The 18,149-nt window shown below is 71.2% G+C and carries 14 protein-coding genes; 1 reads left to right on the top strand and 13 read right to left on the bottom strand.

What is annotated here, in order from left to right:
• Window positions 1-190: 190 nt before the first annotated feature.
• A complete protein-coding gene (locus tag ISO16_RS26500; RefSeq protein ID WP_072634794.1) occupies window positions 191-1,213 on the top strand; it encodes an alpha/beta hydrolase in 1,023 nt (340 codons plus the stop codon).
• A gap of 64 nt (window positions 1,214-1,277) precedes the next feature.
• Here the strand turns inward: ISO16_RS26500 and ISO16_RS26495 are convergent, their stop codons facing one another.
• From ISO16_RS26495 to ISO16_RS26435, 13 genes are all read right to left on the bottom strand, one after another.
• Window positions 1,278-3,188 carry an FAD-dependent monooxygenase gene (locus ISO16_RS26495; RefSeq protein WP_072634793.1) on the bottom strand — a complete coding sequence of 637 codons (1,911 nt, stop codon included), beginning with the start codon at window positions 3,186-3,188 and terminating at the stop codon, window positions 1,278-1,280.
• Between the two features lie 3 nt (window positions 3,189-3,191).
• Complete coding sequence (locus ISO16_RS26490) at window positions 3,192-4,532, bottom strand: MFS transporter (protein ID WP_072634792.1); 1,341 nt, start codon at window positions 4,530-4,532, stop codon at window positions 3,192-3,194.
• A 135-nt stretch (window positions 4,533-4,667) separates the two neighbouring features.
• Window positions 4,668-5,603 (bottom strand): LysR family transcriptional regulator, encoded by a 936-nt coding sequence (locus ISO16_RS26485; protein WP_072634791.1) that lies wholly within the window; start codon window positions 5,601-5,603, stop codon window positions 4,668-4,670.
• A gap of 235 nt (window positions 5,604-5,838) precedes the next feature.
• On the bottom strand, window positions 5,839-7,164 hold the full coding sequence (locus ISO16_RS26480) for an MFS transporter (protein WP_072634790.1): 1,326 nt from the start codon (window positions 7,162-7,164) through the stop codon (window positions 5,839-5,841).
• A 51-nt stretch (window positions 7,165-7,215) separates the two neighbouring features.
• Window positions 7,216-8,676, bottom strand: a complete 1,461-nt coding sequence (locus ISO16_RS26475) for a benzaldehyde dehydrogenase (protein ID WP_072634789.1) — start codon at window positions 8,674-8,676, stop codon at window positions 7,216-7,218.
• Window positions 8,677-8,993: 317 nt separating this feature from the next.
• Window positions 8,994-10,133, bottom strand: coding sequence for a CaiB/BaiF CoA transferase family protein (locus ISO16_RS26470; protein WP_072634788.1), 1,140 nt, complete (start codon window positions 10,131-10,133; stop codon window positions 8,994-8,996).
• Window positions 10,134-10,164: 31 nt separating this feature from the next.
• Entirely contained in the window at window positions 10,165-11,346 is a 1,182-nt protein-coding gene (locus ISO16_RS26465) for a mandelate racemase/muconate lactonizing enzyme family protein (RefSeq protein ID WP_006939130.1), read from the bottom strand.
• A complete protein-coding gene (locus ISO16_RS26460) occupies window positions 11,343-12,596 on the bottom strand; it encodes a CaiB/BaiF CoA transferase family protein (protein ID WP_072634787.1) in 1,254 nt (417 codons plus the stop codon). The genes ISO16_RS26465 and ISO16_RS26460 overlap by 4 nt, the downstream gene beginning before the upstream one ends.
• Complete coding sequence (locus ISO16_RS26455; RefSeq protein ID WP_072634786.1) at window positions 12,593-13,780, bottom strand: acyl-CoA dehydrogenase family protein; 1,188 nt, start codon at window positions 13,778-13,780, stop codon at window positions 12,593-12,595. Before ISO16_RS26455 ends, ISO16_RS26460 begins: the two co-directional genes overlap by 4 nt.
• 180 nt (window positions 13,781-13,960) lie before the next feature.
• The gene (locus tag ISO16_RS26450; RefSeq protein ID WP_006939143.1) at window positions 13,961-14,884 is read right to left on the bottom strand and encodes a LysR substrate-binding domain-containing protein; all 924 of its coding nucleotides are present in this window, start codon (window positions 14,882-14,884) and stop codon (window positions 13,961-13,963) included.
• Between the two features lie 43 nt (window positions 14,885-14,927).
• Window positions 14,928-15,860, bottom strand: a complete 933-nt coding sequence (locus ISO16_RS26445) for a hypothetical protein (protein WP_072634785.1) — start codon at window positions 15,858-15,860, stop codon at window positions 14,928-14,930.
• A 12-nt stretch (window positions 15,861-15,872) separates the two neighbouring features.
• Window positions 15,873-16,496: a hypothetical protein gene (locus ISO16_RS26440; protein ID WP_072634784.1), complete on the bottom strand. Its 624-nt coding sequence runs from the start codon at window positions 16,494-16,496 to the stop codon at window positions 15,873-15,875.
• Window positions 16,493-18,148 carry a nuclease-related domain-containing DEAD/DEAH box helicase gene (locus ISO16_RS26435; protein WP_072634783.1) on the bottom strand — a complete coding sequence of 552 codons (1,656 nt, stop codon included), beginning with the start codon at window positions 18,146-18,148 and terminating at the stop codon, window positions 16,493-16,495. Before ISO16_RS26435 ends, ISO16_RS26440 begins: the two co-directional genes overlap by 4 nt.
• Between the last annotated feature and the right edge of the window lies 1 nt (window position 18,149).

The following is an 18,149-nucleotide window of genomic DNA, read 5'->3' as shown; positions in this document are numbered from 1 at the left end:
CAAGCAGAATGAAGGAGCTTTCATGTCAAGCCTCGCAGATTTGCTCGGTTCAATCGAGCTCGGTGACCTGCTCGAACTTATCCTGGATCTGCTCAGCTGACCGTCCGACGCACAAGAGCCCGCACATGCCCCGTGCGGGCTCTTATGCGTCGTAGCATCGAAGGATCTCGTCCCGACCGAAGGTGATCCCATGCGCCGTCCGAGACCGTTCCGTCGAGTGACGGCAGTCGTCGCGGCGACGCTGACGGCCGCCGCGCTCGCCGTGGCCGCACCCGCGGCGGCACAGCCGGCCCCGAGCGCCGACGGTTCGTACCTCGAGCGCAGCGAGGACAACAGCCCTCGGCAGCGCACCCTGCACGTGTACTCGGCGTCGATGAGCCGCGTGATTCCGGTGGCTGTGCTGCTGCCGCGCGACACGAGCACCCCACGCCCGGTGCTGTACCTGCTCGCCGGCGCCGGCGGCGGCGACGGCGACACCCTCACCTGGCTCGACCGCACCGACGTGGCCGACTTCTTCGCCGACAAGGACGTCAACGTGGTGCTGCCGCTCGAAGGCGCGTTCAGCTACTACACCGACTGGAAGCAGGACGACCCGGTCCTCGGCCGGAACCGGTGGACGACCTTCCTCACCCGCGAGCTGCCGCCGATCGTCAACGCGGCTCTCGGCACCACCGGGGCTAATGCCATTGCGGGACTGTCGATGTCGGGTACTTCTGTGCTGAGTCTCGCGGAGTCCGCACCGGGCCTGTACCGCGGTGTCGGCGCCTTCAGTGGCTGTGCCCAGACGAGCACCCGTCCCGGCCGGACCTACGTCGAACTCGTCGTCGAGGTGCGCGGTGGCGGCGACACCGACAACATGTGGGGTCCCGAAGGCGACCCCACATGGGTGGCCAACGACCCCTACGTCAACGCCGAGAAGCTGCGCGGGACGCAGATCTACCTGTCCAACGGCACCGGGTTGCCCGGTCCGTACGACCGGCTCGATCATCCGAACGTCGCCGGCGACCCGGCGAACCTTGCCGAGCAGGTCGTCGTCGGGGGCATCATCGAGGCCGCCACCAACGAATGCACGCATCTGCTGGCCCGGCGGCTCGCCGAGCTCGGCATCCCGGCCACCGTCGACTTCCGGCCCGTGGGCACCCATTCCTGGGGCTACTGGCAGGAGGACCTGCACCGGGCCTGGCCGATGCTCGGCTCCGCCATCGGCGCCTGACCCGCAACGCGCGACGGCACCCCCGTCCGGGATCGCCGGGCGGGGGTGCCGTCGTCGGACGGACTCAGGCCTGTGGGGCCAGTTCCTCGGTGCGCACCGGCGACGTGTCGGTCGCCGCAGCGATGGCCTCTTCGAACTCGCGGTGGCCGGCCTGCGAGCCGAGCTGCAGGGCGAGGCGGACCAGGAAGCCTTCCCGGTCGGACGGGTCCACCTGATCGAGCGCATCCGACAGACCCAGCCACACGTTCTCGCGGCGCTGCTCGTCGTCGGTGAGCACCTGTGCGGGGCGTGCGGGGACGGCCGGGCCCTCGGGTGCCGTGCCGGCGCGGAGCGCGGCCGCGACGCCGGACAGTTCGGCGACCGGCACCCGGCACAGCAGCAGGCCGTCGGGGCGGATGACGAAGGCCTCGCCCGCGGTCGCGCCGAGCGCCTCGGCCAGGTCGGGCGCGTCGAGCACCGTGACCCCGTCGGCGGCGGTACCGCCGACGGCAACAGCGCGCACGCTCTCCGGCGCAAGAGCGGCGGCGAGGTCGGAAGCGGCCGCGGCGAGGGCGGCACTGCCGTCGGCGTCGAGACCGAAGCCCACGACGGCGAAGCCGGTGCCGCGAACCACGTTGAGCGACGACGCGGTGCTGCCGTCGGCGGTGACGACCCGCACGCGGCGGTCCTCGACGGGGTCACCGGGCAGCACCCCGGTCAGGCCCTCCGCGACCGGCCAGGTCAGCGGCGACAGGCGAGCGTGGGTGGCGCTGGACTGGCGCGGATTGATCAGTTCACCGAACTCGGGGCGGCCCACGGCGAGCGCCAGCACCGCGTCGCGGGTGGTGCGGTACCCGTGGGTTCCCGGGGACATGATGAGCGTGGACTTGCCGGCGTTCGCGACGTTCTGCTCCCACGCGTCGTGCCGCTCGATCGAGTACGCCTGCAGCAGCGCGGCGTCGGCGTTGCCGTGGACGACGGCGGCGAGCTGCCAGGCCAGCGTCTCGGCGTCCTCCATGCCGGAGTTCAGGCCGCGCACGCCGAAGATCGGCACGAGGTGCGCGGCGTCGCCGGCGAAGAGGATGCGGTCGTGGGTGAACTCGCGCAGCGCGAGGGCGCGGGCGCTGTAGAACCCGTGCCACTCGAGCGTCCAGGGCAGGTCGTTCTGCAGCCAGTCGAGGTGCTTGGCGATGCGGGCCCGGATGGCGTCTTCCTGGGTCTCGATCTCCGCGTCCTCGGACGGGTCGAGCTGGTAGTCGATGCGCCAGATGTTCTTCGGCTGCTTGTGCATGATGATCGTCGAGCCGGGGTTGCTCGGCGGATCGAACCAGACCATGCGCTCGGCGGGCAGGTCCGACTCCCAGTGGATGTCGGCGATGACGTAGCGGCCCTCGTAGTTGGTGCCCTCGAGGCGCAGGCCCGCGAGCTCGCGCATGCGGCTGCGGCCGCCGTCGGCGGCGACGACCCACGCGGCGCGCAGGTGGCGCTTGCCGAACGCGGTGTCGACCTCGAGGGTCACCTCGTCGTCGCCGCGGAGGATGCCGGCGATGCTCGCCTGCCAGTGCAGCGTGATGAGCGGGTTCTGCTCGATGGTGTCGACGACGATCTGCTCGTACTCGGACTGCGAGACGTTGATCATCGGCGGCCGCACATCGAACTCGCGCTGCGGCATCCGGAAGTGCAGCACCTGCTGGTCCCGGTAGAAGCTGCGGCCACCGACCCAGGGCAGGACGATCTTCTCGAGCTCGGCACCGAAGCCGAGGCGTGCGGCGGCCTCGAGGCTGTGCCGGGAGATGCAGATGGCGCGGCTGCCGAAGGAGACCTGGTCCGCCGCCTCGAGGATCGTCACGGGGATGCCGCGCTGCGCGAGACCGAGGGCGACGGCCATGCCGACGGGTCCGGCTCCGACGACGACGACGGGCAGCGCCTCGGCGTCGGGCTGCATCGACGGGAAGTCGGATGCGGGGTACTTGGGGGGCTGGTAGTAGGTCGACATGCCTCAGGCCACTTCCTGCTCGGACCGATGGGAGGGCGCCACCGCGACCGACGGGTCGTGGGGGTGGCGAAGAAGGAGGATGCTGATCAGGCTGACGAGCGCGATCAGCACGAAGTACGCGGTGACGGCGAGCGAGGTGCCGAAGGCCGCGAAGAGGGAGGTCGCCACGATGGGGGCGAGGCCGCCGCCGAGGATCGCGCCGATCTGGTAGCCGAGCGACGCGCCGCTGTAGCGGATGTGGGTGGGGAACAGCTCGGCGAACAGGGCGGACTGCGGGCCGGCGCAGGCGCCGAGGACGAAGCCGAGGGCGATCATCGCGACGAGCATCACGGGCAGGATCGCGGTGTCCATCAGCGGGAAGAACAGGGCCGCGACGATCACGAGGGCGATCGAGCTGACGATGTAGACGCGGCGCCGGCCGACGATGTCGGACTTGTAGGCGCTGATCGCCATGCCGGCCATCCAGAACGGGCACGAGGCGATGAGCAGGAACAGCATCGTGGACTTGTCGAAGCCCAGTTCCTTCTCTCCGTACTTGAGGACGTAGACCATGTAGGCGTAGGCGATGCCGTTGGTGGCGACGAAGGTGCCGCCGGCGAGCAGCACGGTCTTCCAGTGCTTGACGAGGACCTCGGCGAGCGGGAGCTTGACGTCCCCGGCCGCGTCCCGGCTCTTCTCGAAGTCGGCGCTCTCCTCGAGCCCGAGCCGGATCCACATGGCGACGCCGACGAGGGCGGCGCTGAGCAGGAACGGCACGCGCCAGCCCCAGTCCGCGAACGCGGCGTCGTCGAGGACAGCCGTGAGCGGCAGGAACACGAGGTTGGCGAGGAGGACGCCCGCGGGAACGCCGATCTGGGGTGCGGCGCCGTAGAGGCCGCGCTTGCCCGCGGGGGCGTTCTCGGTGGCGACGAGGACGGCCCCGCCCCATTCGCCGCCCACGCCGAGGCCCTGGACGAAGCGCAGGGCCACCAGCAGGATCGGCGCGGCGACGCCGATGGCGGCGTAGTTGGGCAGCAGACCGATGGCGACGGTCGCGAAGCCCATCAGCAGCAGAGAGGTGACGAGCATCGATTTGCGGCCGACGCGGTCGCCGAAGTGGCCCATGACGATGCCGCCGATGGGGCGGGCCACGAAGCCGACGGCGAGGGTCGCGAAGGCGGCGAGGGTGCCGGCCAGTTCGGACGTGCCGGGGAAGAACTGCGGCCCGAGCACGAGGGCGGCGGCGGTGCCGTAGATGAAGAAGTCGTACCACTCGATCGCGGTGCCGACGAAACTGCCGAGCGCCGCCTTGCGGGCCTTGCGCTGCAGCACCTCCGGCGACGGTGCCGGCGTGGTAATCGTCATGTGTTGCTTGCCTTTCACGATGCGGCCCGCGTCACGGCGGACCGGGCAAGCATGACCCCCATCACAAGCGGTTGAAAAGCGCAACTATTCGTGCTGATACCCCGGAAATTCCGTGGTACTCCGGGTCACCGCAGGTCAGGGTCTCGCCGGGGGTGTCCCTCCGGTGGACGCGAAGTGAATGAATGCTCGTGTCACCCGGCTGAGCATCGAGTCCTGATGCCACGCGACGACCACGTCAACGGAGTCGGGAACCGGATCGACGAGTGGCCTGACGACGAGCGGGAGATTCTCGTACGTCACGTCGAGCGGGGGCCGCTGCAGCAGCAGGGTCCACCCCAGGCCGCGACCGACGAAGGCCCGCGCCGTCTCGTAGTTGGAGGTGCGGTAGGCCACGCGCGGCGCGAACCCGGCGCCCCGGCACACCTCCATCGCGTGGTTGCTGCTCGGCGGCGCGTCGAGCAGCACCATCGGGTCGTCGCGCAGATCGGCCAGCCGCACCGGGCCGTCCCCGCCGGCGAGACGGTGGTTCGCGTCGAGCAGCACCGTCGGCTCGCGCGTCATCAGCGTCGCCTTGCGCCACTCCGCGGACAGTTCGAGGTCGTAGACGATCGCGAGGTCGAGCTCGCCGTTGTCGAGCTGGGTGCGCAGCCGGTTCTGGGTGTCTTCCCGGAACTCGACCCGCGCGCGCGGGAAGCGGTGGGTGAATCCGGCGAGCAGCGCGGGCAGCACCGTCGGCCCGAGGGCGGGGTAGCACCCGATGGCGACGGGGCCGGCCACACCGCCGCCCTCCCCCACCGCGTCGGCTTGCAGTTCGCTCGCCTGGTGCAGCAGCACCCGGGCGCGGGCCAGTACCGCCTCCCCCATCGCCGTCAGCTGCACGCCGCGCGCCCGCCGTCGCACAGCCAGCTGCGTCTGGAGCGACTTCTCGAGGTCGGTGAGCGCCGCGGACAGCGCGGACTGTGACAGGTGCAGCCGCTCGGCGGCGCCGGCGATCGTTCCCGTCTCGGCGACCGCGACGAACGCCGCGAGCTGGCGCATGGTGAAGTTGGGCACCGAGTCGGGACGGGTCATGCGGGCAACGGTATCGAGCGGGAGCTTTCTACCCCCAGCGGGAGGTTGTCGCCGGCGCTACTCGACGGATGGCGCAGCGACAGCCCGGTGGTCGCGACAACCTCCCGTTCCCACGGGCCCGCGCCCGTCGCGGTGCTCGGGCGGGCGCAGCAGCAGCACGACGTCCCGCCCGACATCGACTACGCGCGGCGGGGCCGGGCACCTGTGCGGTGCCCGGCCCCGCCGGTGACGCGGATCAGGCGCTCAGGTCGACGTCCTTGCTCTCCTTGACGAACCGGGCGAGGACCACGGCACTCAGGGCGCAGCCGGCGACCAGGTACACGATCACGCTGCCGATGGTGCCGGAGCCGGCGTACAGCGAGGCCACGATGACCGGGGTGAAGCCGGCACCGAGGAGGCTGCCGATCTGGTAGCCGAGGGAGGCGCCGGTGTAGCGGGCGCGGGTGCCGAACTGCTCGGCGAGGAACGCCGGCATGGGGCCGAACGTCAGCGACTGCAGGACCGAGCAGGCGATCACGAAGGCCAGCACGACCAGCAGGAAGTTGCCGGACGAGGCGAGTTGGAACAGCGGCCACGCCAGGACGACCATGCCGACGAAGCCGGTCATCATGACGGGCTTGCGCCCGTAGGTGTCCGACAGCCGGGCGGCGCCGAGGATGCCGAAGATCGCGACGAACTGGCAGATCGCGAAGGCGGTGAGGCCCTGCGACCGGGACACGCCGTTCCCGGCGGCGTAGGTGATCACGAACGTCGAGAACAGGGCCTGGATCACGAACGGCGCGGTGCACACCAGTCCGGCGAGGATCAGGGTGCGCGGCGCGCGCAGGATCGTCACCAGCGGGATGGTCTCCTTGGTCCGGTCCTTCTTCGCCTCGGCGGCGCGCAGCGCCTCCTCGAAGACGGGGCTCTCGGCGATGCGGGCCCGCACGAACAGGCCGACGGCAAGCAGGACGGCCGAGAACAGGAACGGGACGCGCCAGCCCCACGAGAGGAAGTCGTCCTCCGGCAGGAGAGCGGCGAGCGAGAGGGCGACGGTGCCGAGCACGGCGCCGGTGGGGCCACCGGCGTTGGTGAACGCCGCCGCGAAGCCGCGGTTGCGGCCCTTGACGTGCTCGAGCGACATCAGGGCCGCCCCGCCCCACTCGCCGCCGATCGCGACGCCCTGCACCGCACGCAGCAGGATCAGCATCACGGCGCCCCAGGTGGGTATCGCCGGGACGAGGCCGATCAGGAAGGACGCCACTCCCATGATCGTCATCGACAGCATGAGCATCTTCTTGCGGCCGATGCGATCGCCGAAGTGACCGAAGACGATGCCGCCGAGCGGGCGGGAGATGTAGCCGATGGCGAAGGTCGCGTAGGAGGCGATCAGCGCGAGGCCGGGGCTGAGGTTCGCGAAGAACACGGGGCCGAACACGAGCGAGGAGGCGGTCGCGTACAGGATGAAGTCGTAGAACTCGACGGTGCTCCCGAGGTAGCTCGAGAACACGACGCGACGGATGTCCTTGTTCCGCTGCGCCGGCGCGACGATGGCGGCGGGCTCTGGGTCTGCGAGGGTCATGGTGGGTCCTTACTCTGCGAGGACGATGCTAGATCCGGTCGGCGGGGCCGCTCAGAAGGGGTAGACGGGCACGTCGCGGCTGACGGTGATCCAGCGCGACTCGGTGAACGCCTCGATGCTGTTGGCGGCACCGCCGAATCGGGCGCCGTTGCCCGAGGTGCCGAGACCACCGAACGGGATGTTCGCCTCGTCGCCGACGGTCTGGTCGTTGATGTGGGCGATGCCGGTGGGGATCCGCTCGGCGAGGGCGAGGCCCTTGCCGACGTCGCGGGTGAAGATGCCGAGCGACAGCCCGTACTCGGTGTCGGTGGCCAGGGCCACGGCCTCGTCGAGGGTCGAGAACTTCACGACGGGAGCGACGGGCCCGAACACCTCCCGGGCGTAGGCGGGGGCGCCGGCGGGGACGTCGGCGAGGACGGTGGGCCGGTAGAACAGGCCCTCGTAGGTGCCGCCCGCGACGAGGCGGGCGCCGGCGTCCACGGACGCGGTGACCAGAGCGTGGATCTTCTCGAGCTGACCGTGGTCGATGATCGGCCCGAGCGCGACCTGCTCGGTGGCCGGGTCGCCGACGGGCAGCGCCTCGGCCTTGGCGGCGAGCTGCGCGACGTACTCGTCGTAGACGGACTCGTGCACGATGTGCCGGCCGGTGGTCATGCACACCTGGCCCTGGTGCAGGAAGGAACCGGCGGCACCGGCGGCCACCGTGGCGGCCAGGTCGGCGTCGTCGAGGACGACGATCGCGGAGTTGCCGCCGAGTTCGAGGTGGACCTTCTTGAGGTTGCGGGACGCGGCGGCGCCGACGGCGCGGCCGGCCGGGGTGGAGCCGGTGAAGGAGATGACCGGTACCCGCGGGTCGTCGACGAGGGCGGCGCCGACGTCGGCGCCGGCGGGCAGCACGGACAGTACCCCGGCGGGCAGGCCGGCCTGTTCGAAGATGCGGGCGAGGGCCACGCCGCCGCAGACGGCGGTACGCGGGTCGGGCTTGAGGATCACGGCGTTGCCGAGGGCGAGCGCCGGCGCGACGGATCGGATGGCGAGGATCAGGGGGAAGTTGAACGGCGCGATGACACCGACGACACCGACGGGCACGCGCTTCGACATGCTCAGGCGCGGTGCCTCGCTGGGCAGGATCTCGCCGAGCGCGTGCGAGGGCAGGGCCGCGCCCTCGAAGCACTCCTGCGCCGCGACGTGCGTCTCGAGCTGGGCCTTGGGGCGCAGGGAGCCGGACTCGCGCATGATCCAGCGCTCGATCTCGTCGGCGTGCCGCTGCCACAGGTCGCCGGCGCGGCGCAGCACGGCGGCGCGTTCGGTGTGCGGGCGGGCCGCCCAGTCGCGCTGGGCCGCGACGGCACGGTCGACGGCGCGTTCGAGGTCGCCCTCGTCGGCGAGGCCGACGCTGCCGAGCGTCGCGCCGGTCGCCGGTTCGACGACCTTGATCTCACCGGCGCCGCCGGGGATCCAGTCTCCGGCGAAGATCTTTCCCTGCCAGATGGATTCGTCGAGAAGTGCCATCACGAACTCCTTGTGTACGGGTGCCGGACCGGCCGGCGGGCGAAGCGGGGCACGCGGCGGTCGCGGCCGTGAATGAGGGGACCGCCGAGGCGGCCGTGGGTGAGGACCGCCGAGGCGGCCGGACGAGGCGGCTGGACGCTCGCTCGGTGCCGGGGAGCGAGCCCTCCGTTGGCCCCTGAAGTATGGGTCACGTCACAATGGCGTGAAAAGCAGAATTAGCCGGTTATATTCCACAGGTCTGCTCAACAATGGTGACATGCGGGACCGCGGGCGGCACCGAAGCCGGTCGCCACCCGCGGATCCGGTGAACCTGCAGTTCAGGGGGTCGGCGCGACGGCGTCGAGAATGCCCCACGTGCGCAGGATCTCGGACGGGTCGTCCCGTCCGGGCACGGGAGGCGCGGCCGGCACGCCCGCCGGGGTGCGCGAGAAGCGAGGCGCGGGCGCAGGTTCGGGGTGACCGTCCCGGTACAGGAAGGTGCCCCGCGCGGTGAGGTGCGCGTCGGCGGGCGCCTCGGTCATCGAAAGGATCGGGGCGACACAGGCATCCGTGTCCCGGAAGACTGCCGCCCACTCGTCGCGCGGGCGTGTGGCGAACGCGGCGGCGATCCGCTCGCGCAGCTCCGGCCAGCGCCGGCGGTCCCACTGCTCCGGTAGCTCGCCGTCCGCATCGAGGCCAAGCCCCGCGAGAAGCTGCGCGTAGAAGGGTGGTTCGAGGGCCGCGACCGCGACGTGCCGGCCGTCGGAGGTCTCGTACACGTCGACGAACGGGGCCCCGGAGTCGATGAGGTTGGTGCCGCGCGCGTCGTGCCACGCGCCCCCGGCGAGCATCGAGTACGGGTTGGCCATCAGGTGCGCGACGCCGTCGACGATCGCGGCGTCGACGACCTGGCCGCGCCCGGAGCGCTGCGCCTCCCACAGCGCGGCGAGGATGCCGGACACGAGATACATTGCACCGCCGCCGAAGTCGCCGACCAGGCTGAGCGGCAGCTGCGGGGGCCCGCCGGCCCGGCCGATCGCGTGCAGCGATCCGACCAGGGCCTGATAGGTGGGGTCGTGCCCGGCGCGCTGCGCGAGCGGCCCGTCCTGGCCCCAGCCGGTCATCCGGCCGTACACCAGCTTCGGGTTGCGCGCCCAGCAGTCCTCGGGACCCAGGCCCAGGCGTTCGGTGACACCGGGCCGGTAACCCTCGATCAGCACGTCGGCCTTCTCGACCAGCGCGAGCACCGTCGCGAGCCCGTCCGGGTCCTTCAGGTCGGCACCGATCATCCGCTTGCCGCGCTGGAGGGTGTCCAGCCGCGGATCGATCGGCATGGTGAACCCGGCGCCGGCACGCTCGACGCGTACGACGTCGGCGCCCTGATCGGCGAGGAACATCGCGGCGAACGGCGCCGGTCCCAGCCCGGCCAGTTCCACGACCTTCAGGCCGGCCAGCGGGCCCGTCCGGTGTTCGGTCATCGTGATCTTCTCCTGCAGGTTCTCGGCGTCGCTAGACGCCGACGAGCTCGCCGACGGTGACGGTCTGCTTGCCCTCGGTGATGTGCGAGGCGATGAACTCCTCGTTCAGTTCGATGCCGAAGCCCGGGCCCTCGTTCGGGTAGAGCTTGCCGTCGGCGAAGATCGGCACGTTCAGGGCGATGTCCTGCGTGATCTTCTGCTCGGCGTTCTCCCACTGGTTGTTGATGATCAGCGGGCCGAGGTTCTCGTGGGTGAACTGCGACGCCCAGTTGTTGGCGATCATCAGGTGCGCCGAGGGGCTGGCCTCGAGGCCCGAGCCGATCATGCAGCCGCTCATGACGGCCATGTCGGCGAGGCGCGCCATCGTGAGCCAGCGCTGCGCCTTGAGCAGGCCACCGGCCTTCTGCATCTTGATGAACAGGCCGTCGGCGGCGCGACGTTCGATGATCTCCCGGATGTTGTGCAGCTCCTGCGCCGACTCGTCGGCGAAGATCGGCGTGTCGATGCGGCTGCGCAGGCGCGCCATGCCCTCGATGTCCCAGTGCGGGACGGGCTGCTCGATGCACTCCATGCCGTACCGGTCCAGCCGGCGCATCGTCTTCAGCGCCTGGTCGTAGTTCCAGAAGCCGTTGGCGTCGACCACGATCCGGGCGGAGTCGCCCAGTGCGGCACGGACCTCGCGGACGTTGTCCACGTCGTGGTCGGAGTTGCCGTCGGACTTGAGTTTGATCAGGCAGAAGCCCTTCTCGTGGGCCTGCACGGCCTCGGCGACCACCTGGTCGACCGGGCCGGCGGAGGCGACCCAGCCCTGCACGGAGGCGTCGGCATTCTTCCCGCCGAGCAGCTGGTACACGGGCACGCCCAGGGCCTTGCCCTTGAGGTCGTGCAGCGCGAAGTCGACGAGGGCCTTGGCCTGGTTGTTGTCGCGGACGAAGGTGTCCATCTGCCCGACGATCTTCTCGATGTTGAGCGGGTCCTGGCCGATCAGGAACGCCGGGGCGATGTGGTTCGCGATCATCGCCGTCATCGATTCCTGGGTCTCGCCCCGGTACCAGGTGGAGGTGTCGCCGCTGTCGCCGTAGCCGACGATCCCCTCGTCGGTGTGCAGCTTCAGCACGACGGAATGGATGTGGGTGATCCTGGTCCCCGGCATGAGAAACGGCTTGACCAGCGGTGTGGAGACCGGGATCAGTTCGACCTTGGTGATGATCATGCGACGTGCTCCTGAGCGGAAGAAGGGATGACGGTGGCGCCGGCGTCGGCCAGGGCCGTGAGTTCGGCGGTGTCGAGGCCGGCCTCCCGGAGGATCTCGACGGTGTGCTCGCCGATGAGCGGGGCGCGGCGCTCGACCGCGCCCGGGGTGCGGGAGAGCTTGGCGGGGATGCCGGGGACGGTGACGGCACGGCCGTTGTGCGGGTGCGTGACGGTCGGCAGCATGTCGCGGGCCCGGAAGTGGGGGTCCGCGAAGATGTCCGCGGCGTCGAGGATCGGGCCGAGCGGCACCTTGCCGCCGAGCAGCTCGATGAGTTCGGCGACGGTGCGGGTGCGGGTCCAGGCGTTGACCACCTCGTAGACGGCGTCGCGGTTGAGCCACCGGTCGTGGTCGGTGGCGAACCGCGGGTCGTCGACGAGTTCCGGCTGCCCCATGACGGCGGCGAGCTTGGCCCACTGCGGGTTGTGCGGGGCACCCAGCGCGACGACGCCGTCCTGTGCCTGCACCGTGTCGAACGGCGCGAAGCCCTGCAGCTGGTTGCCGAGCGGGCCGGGGACCCGGCCGGTGTGGCCGTAGGTGTTGACCACGACCTCGGAGATCGCGAGGACGGCGTCGGCCATGGCGACGTCGACGTACTGGCCCTGCCCGGTGCGCTCAGCGTCGCGCAGGGCGGCGAGGATCCCGAAGGCGGCGAACAGGCCCGGAACCGTGTCGCCGACACCGGAACCCACCCGGACGGGGTGCTCGGCGTCGGTACCGGTGATGGACATGAGCCCACCCATGGCCTGCGCGACGATGTCGAAGGCCGGCCAGTCCCGGTAGGGGCTGTGCCCGCCGGTCTTGTCGCCGAATCCGCGGATCGAGGCGTACACCAGGCGGGGATTGCGCGCGGCGAGGGTGTCGTAGTCGAGGCCGAAGCGGTCCATGACGCCGGCGCTGAAGTTCTCGACGAGGATGTCGGCGTCGTCGATCAGGCGCAGCAGCACGTCGCGGGCGTCGGGCTTCTTCAGGTCCAGCACGATCGACCGCTTGTTGCGGTTGGCCGACTGGAACACTCCGCCGTAGTCGCGGGGCTCGTTGTCGGAGGCGAACGGGCCGGCATAGCGGAGGAAGTCGCCGCGCGGCGGCTCCACCTTGATCACGTCGGCCCCCTGGTCGGCGAGCAGCGAGGTGCAGAACGGCCCGGCGAGGGCCTGGGTCAGGTCGATGACCCGCACCCCGTCGAGGGCGCGGCGCCGGCTGGTGCTCATGCGGTGGCCTCCCGTCCGAGCAGCGCGCGGCCGATGACGACCTTCTGGATCTGCGGGGTGCCCTCGCCGATCTCGAGTCCGGAGACGTCGCGCAGCATGGCCTGCAGCGGCAGTTCCTCGGCGAAGCCGCTGTGGCCGTGGGCGACGATGCAGTCGCGGATGGTCTGCAGCGAGACGTCGGTGGCGTAGAGCTTGGTCATCGCGGCCTCCTTCGTGAAGGGCCTGCCTGCGTCGGCGAGAGAGAGGGCGCGGTAGGTGAGCCAGCGGGCCGCCTCGAGCTTGGTGGCGTTCTCGGCGATCGGGAAGGACACACCCTGGAACGAGGCGACCGGCTTGCCGAACGCTCTGCGGGACTTGACGTAGTCGATGGTGATGTCGAGGGCCTTGCGGGCGACTCCGGTCGACATCAGGCCGATGACCGAACGGGTGTAGTCGAATTCGCTCATGACGAGCCGGAATCCGTTGCCGACGCCACCGATGACGTACTCGTCCGGGACGAAGACGTCGTCGAGGAACACACCGGCCCGGCCGAGCGGCTTCCAGCCGGCGTCCGGGAACTTCTGCATGCTCACGCCGTCGGAGTCGAGAGGCACGAGGAAGGCGGTGACGCCGGATTCCTCCGGGGTGGCGCCGCGGGCCTTGACGAAGGTGATCATCGCCTTGGCGTGCGGGGCGAAGGTGATGGACGTCTTCTCGCCGTTGAGCTTCCAGCCGCCGTCGACCTTCTCGGCCTTGGCGCGCATGGCCATCGCGTCCGAGCCGCTGCCCGGCTCGGTCAGGCCGAGGGCGACGACGTGGCGGCCCTCGACGATGCCGCGCACCCAGTCCTTCGCGACATCGGGGGCGAGGAAGCGCTCGAGCAGCGGGCCGGTGAGGTTGTTCGTGTAGGCGAGCTGGCTGAGGTAGAAGTTCGCGTAGGCCAGTTCCTCGTGGGCGATGCCGAGGTGCGTCTTGGTGAGCACCTCGCCGATGCGACCCTGACCGCCGTTCTCCTCGGAGACGCCGAGGCCGAGGAGGCCCTGTGCGGCCATCTTCTCGGCGAGGTCCCACGGGAACTCCTCGCGGTGGGCGCGTTCGAGGTAGCTCTCGGCGTGCGGTGCCGCGAACTCGCGGACCCACTGGGCGAACTCCTCGTGTTCCGGCGCGAAGAGGACCGGCGGATGCAGGGCGTCCGTGGCAGACATTATCGATCTCCTCGAAGTGGTTGTGAATCAGCGCTTCTCATCGGCGCCGGGAACGGAACCCGGACCGCGCGCTGCCGATCAGCGCGTCGGAACCCAGTATGTCCGCAGTCACAACCTCAGAAAAGAACAGGAACCTGCTGATCGATATGAGAAATACTCAAGAATGGTCGGCGGCGCCGCTCACAGCGCGCCCACGCGGGCCGTTGCGAACGAGATGAACTCGCGTACCACCCGGCTGAGCACCACGTCGGGACGCCAGGCGATGACCAGCCGCACCGGATCGAGGTCGGGGACGTCGATCGGCAACAGCACGATCTTCAGTCCGCCGTAGGTGCGGTTGAGCTGCGGCTGGTGCAGCATGATCGTCCAGCCCAGGCCCCGGCCGACGTACGCCCGCACGGTCTCGTAGTTCGCCGACCGGTACTCGATCCGGGGCGTGAACCCGGCCCGCGCACACACCTGCATCGCGTGTGTCGACGCCGGCACCGCGTCGAGCAACACCATCGGTTCGTCCCGCACCGAGGCCAGCTCCACCGGGCCGGGCGTGGCCGCCAGCCGGTGCCCCGCCTGCACGACCAGCGCCGGCCGCCTCGTCATCAGCGTGGCGGTGCGCCATGCCGGTGGCAGCTCCAGGTCGTAGGTGATCACCGCGTCCAGCGCCCCGCCCTCGAGCCGCTCGCCCAGCTCGTCGGCCATCGCCTCCCGGAATTCGAGCGACACCCGCGGATGAAGCTCGGTGAACTCGGACAGCAGCGGCGGCAGGATCGTCGGCCCGACCGTCGTGTAACACCCGACGGCGAGCCGGCCGGCGAGTTCGCCGCCCGCCCCGAGCATCTCGTCCTCGATCTCGCTCGCCTGCTGCAGCAGGGCCCGCGCCCGGGCCAGCAGCGACTCCCCCGCCGGCGTGAGGTGCACGCCGTGGGCACGGCGGCGCACGCACAGCTGCGCCGACAGCGCCTTCTCGAGTTCGGTGACCGCCAGCGACACCGCCGACTGCGACACCAGCAGCCGGTCGGCCGCCGCGCTGATCGTCCCGGTCTCGGCGACGGCGACGAAGGCGACCAGTTGCCGCATGGTGAAGGCCGGCGCCCGGTCGCTGCTCATGAATCGATCATATGGGCGGTCCGCGCCGCGCCCGTCGCGGCGGTCAGGCGTCGGGGGCGGTCGTCAGCGGCACGTCGCCGCCCGGCCGCCGGCGGGGCTCCGCGACCCGGTGCAGCCCCCGGCCCAGCTTCCCGACCCCGGTGCTGCCCGCCCCGACGGCCCGGCCGCCGAGGGTGCGGGCGCTGTCGCCGAGGGCACCGCCGACGGCCCGGACCGGGTTGCCCAGCTCCGCCAGGTTCTCGGCCACCGACGGATCCTCGGCCTCGAGGGCGCGCTCCGCGGCGCTGCCGAGCGCCGCCGCAACGTCGTCCAGGTCCGCCCGGAGCCGGGCGATGTCCTTCTTCACCCGGGCGGTCGACAGCCATCGCACCAGCTCGAACGGCTTGAGCGCGGCGTAGCTCGCCAGCCGTGCGCGGGCGCGCAGCAGCAGCCCGACGTCCCGCTCGACGCGCCCGGCGAGCGTCGTGCCGATCGCCGCGCATTCGTGCTCGAGCCGGTCCGGTTCGGTGGTGCGGATCCGCGCGAGCCGCAGCCGCTGCCACAGGTTCAGCGAGTCCTCGACGAGGACGAGTAGCTGCAACGTCTCGCCGAGCCGGTCGGTCTCCACGGCCTGCTGCAGGCAGGCCACCCGGTCCTGCGCCGGAGCGTCGGCGGCGAGCCCGTCGAGCACTTCTCCGGTGTGGGCTCGCAGCCGCCCGGCCCGATCGGCGAGTACGTCGCCGAGGCCGCGCACGGATTCCCAGTCGGTGGCGCCCAGCTGCCCGGTGGCGTCCAGGAGCCCAGCCACCCTGGTCAGCGCGTTGTGGTGGTCGACGGCGTCCCCGCCTCCGGGTGCGCCGACCAGCTCGAAGATCTCCGCGGAGAACTCGTGCACCCGCGCGACGGCGGCCTCGACCGAGACGATCGCGTCCCGCAGGGCGCGGGCGACGGCTTCGTCGGCGGGACCCGGTTCCTCGATGTGCGCGTCGTCGGCCATGGCTCCATGGTGCTACGCGCGCACGACGGGCGCAGCAGGATGCTCCGTGCCGAGCAGGTGACGGATGCCGAAGCCGGTGACCAGGGCGGTCACGAACGCCATCAGCAGGCCGCCGAGCGCCCCGATCGCCACGGTGAGCCACAGCGGCTGGCCGGGCTGCCACAGCGGCGTGCACACCACGAGGAGCAGCGTGAGACCGGCCAGCCACGCACCGGCCGTCCACACGATCCAGCGCCCGGCGCGCGGGAGGTGCCGACGCAGCTCGAGCCACTGCGCGACCCCGATCGAACCCAGCAACGCCACGCCGAAGAGGACACCGAGCGCGATCGGGATCGCCACCGGCCACGCGGACCACGTCTCGTAGAAGGTCGAGGGCGACATCCCCAGCAGGTAGGCGCACGCGGCGGCGACACCCGTGCCCAGCACCCAGCGCCGGACCGACATCGCCGGCAGCCGGTGCCGCAGCACCCGCGCCTGCGACCAGCCCAGCACCGATCCCTCGACGACACCGGCCACCATCAGCGCCGGCAACGCCGCGGCACTGTCGAACAGCACGGCCCCGACGACGGCGGGAACGAGGAATCCGACGAACTCCCCCGCCGTCGCCGACACCGTCCAGTCCCGCAGCAGGCTCATCGGCCGATCCCCAGCCGTGCCGCCAGCTCCGGACCGCCGACCTGCCGGACGAAGTCCGGGTCCCCGCACACCACCAGCTGGTCGCGGGCCCGGGACAACCCCACGTACAGGCGCTCGCGCGAGCGCTCCTGGGGCTGCGTCTCGTTCACCGCGAGCACCACCGCCCGGCGCTCGAGTCCCTTGAAGCCGAGGACATGCCCGTAGAAGACCTGTTCGGTGTCCCAGAAGCTGTCCCAGTACGCCGAGTTGCCCTCGGACTGGCGCGCCACCTGCTCCGGGTGCCGGCTGCCCGTCGCGAGCAGCGCGACGTCGCCGGGCCGCCAGCCCTCCTCGAGCAGGGCGTCGATCCGGTCGTCGGCCACGGCGAGCGCCTCGTCGCCGCGGCACGCGACGAACTGCACGTCGGGGCCGTCGCCGCCGAGCAGCCGCATCCGCTGCCCGACGAGCGGGCCGAAGGTCCCCGCGATCTGCCGGGTGTTGCGCAGGTTGTGGTCGAGCACCAGCGGAACCAGCGGCACCGGGGGCCGGCCCTCCCGGTCGAACACCCGCTGCGCCTCGTCGGTGAACACGTAGATGCCGCTGGTCTCCTCGTCGCGCAGGGCGGCCATGATCGGATCCCACCAGGCGTCGGCGAAGTCCTGCGCCTCGTCGACGACGACCGCGTCGAAGCGCTGTCCCTCCGGCAGCGACCGGGCCAGCTCGGTCATCTGGGCGGGCAGGTCGTGTTCCCAGAAGCGCACGGTGTCGGCGGTGCGCAGGGCCTCGTCGGGACCCTCGGCGGCCCCCCACAGCCGGCCGAGGGCGTGGAACTCGCCGACGTATGCGGGCCGCTTCTTCCGGTTCCACGTCGCGGTGATCCGCTGCAGGTACGACGCGAGGCCGTGCGAATAGCAGATCAACGCGACCTGCTGGTGCTGCTCGGCGAGGCGCCGGGCCTGCTCGAGGGCGAGGAACGTCTTGCCGGTGCCGGCGCCGCCGCGCACCTCGACCCGGGTCAGCAGGCGGGTCGCGTCGAGGATGACGGCCTGCTGCTCGGTGAGCCGGTCCGCGGCGTCCTCGTTGGCGACGGCACGCGAAACCACGTCGCGCTGTGGCAGGCCACGGCCCGCGAGCACCTCGGCGAACTGGTCGACGCCGTCGGCGACGAGGGCCGGCCGGTCGAGTTCCTGCTTGTCGAGCACCGCGCGCAGCCGTTCGGCGATGCCGCCGAGGTCGTTGCGGTCGATCACCTTCCAGCGGGGGCACTCGGGCAGGGCGAAGTCGGCGCGGACCTCGGTGTTGGGCAGGACGACGAAGTGGTCCCAGCGCAGCCGGCCCTGCGTCCAGCGGGGGTCGGCCTCGACGTAGCGGCGCAGCGCGTAGCAGGACTGCATCACCTGCCGGACCGGATCGATCGACCGGTCCTTGCCCTGCCGGGCCTGCACCCACTGGAAGCCGTCGTGCCACACCTGGCCGCCCTTGACCTCGAGGCACGCGATGCCGTGGCCCTCGAGGGCTAGGACGAAGTCGATCTCGTGGTCCTTGAGATGGTCGGTGACGCGCAGGCCCGCGGCGACGAGATCACCGTCGCCGAGCTGCCGGACGAGCGCGTCCCAGACGACGCGTTCGGCGTCGTTCGCCAACAGCGGATGCTCGGGTCTGCGGATCGGCATG

Source organism: Rhodococcus sp. M8, assembly GCF_015654185.1.
Lineage (GTDB): Bacteria > Actinomycetota > Actinomycetes > Mycobacteriales > Mycobacteriaceae > Rhodococcus > Rhodococcus aetherivorans.
Note: the sequence above shows the minus strand (reverse complement) of the source record. Positions and strands in the feature narration are given on the sequence as shown.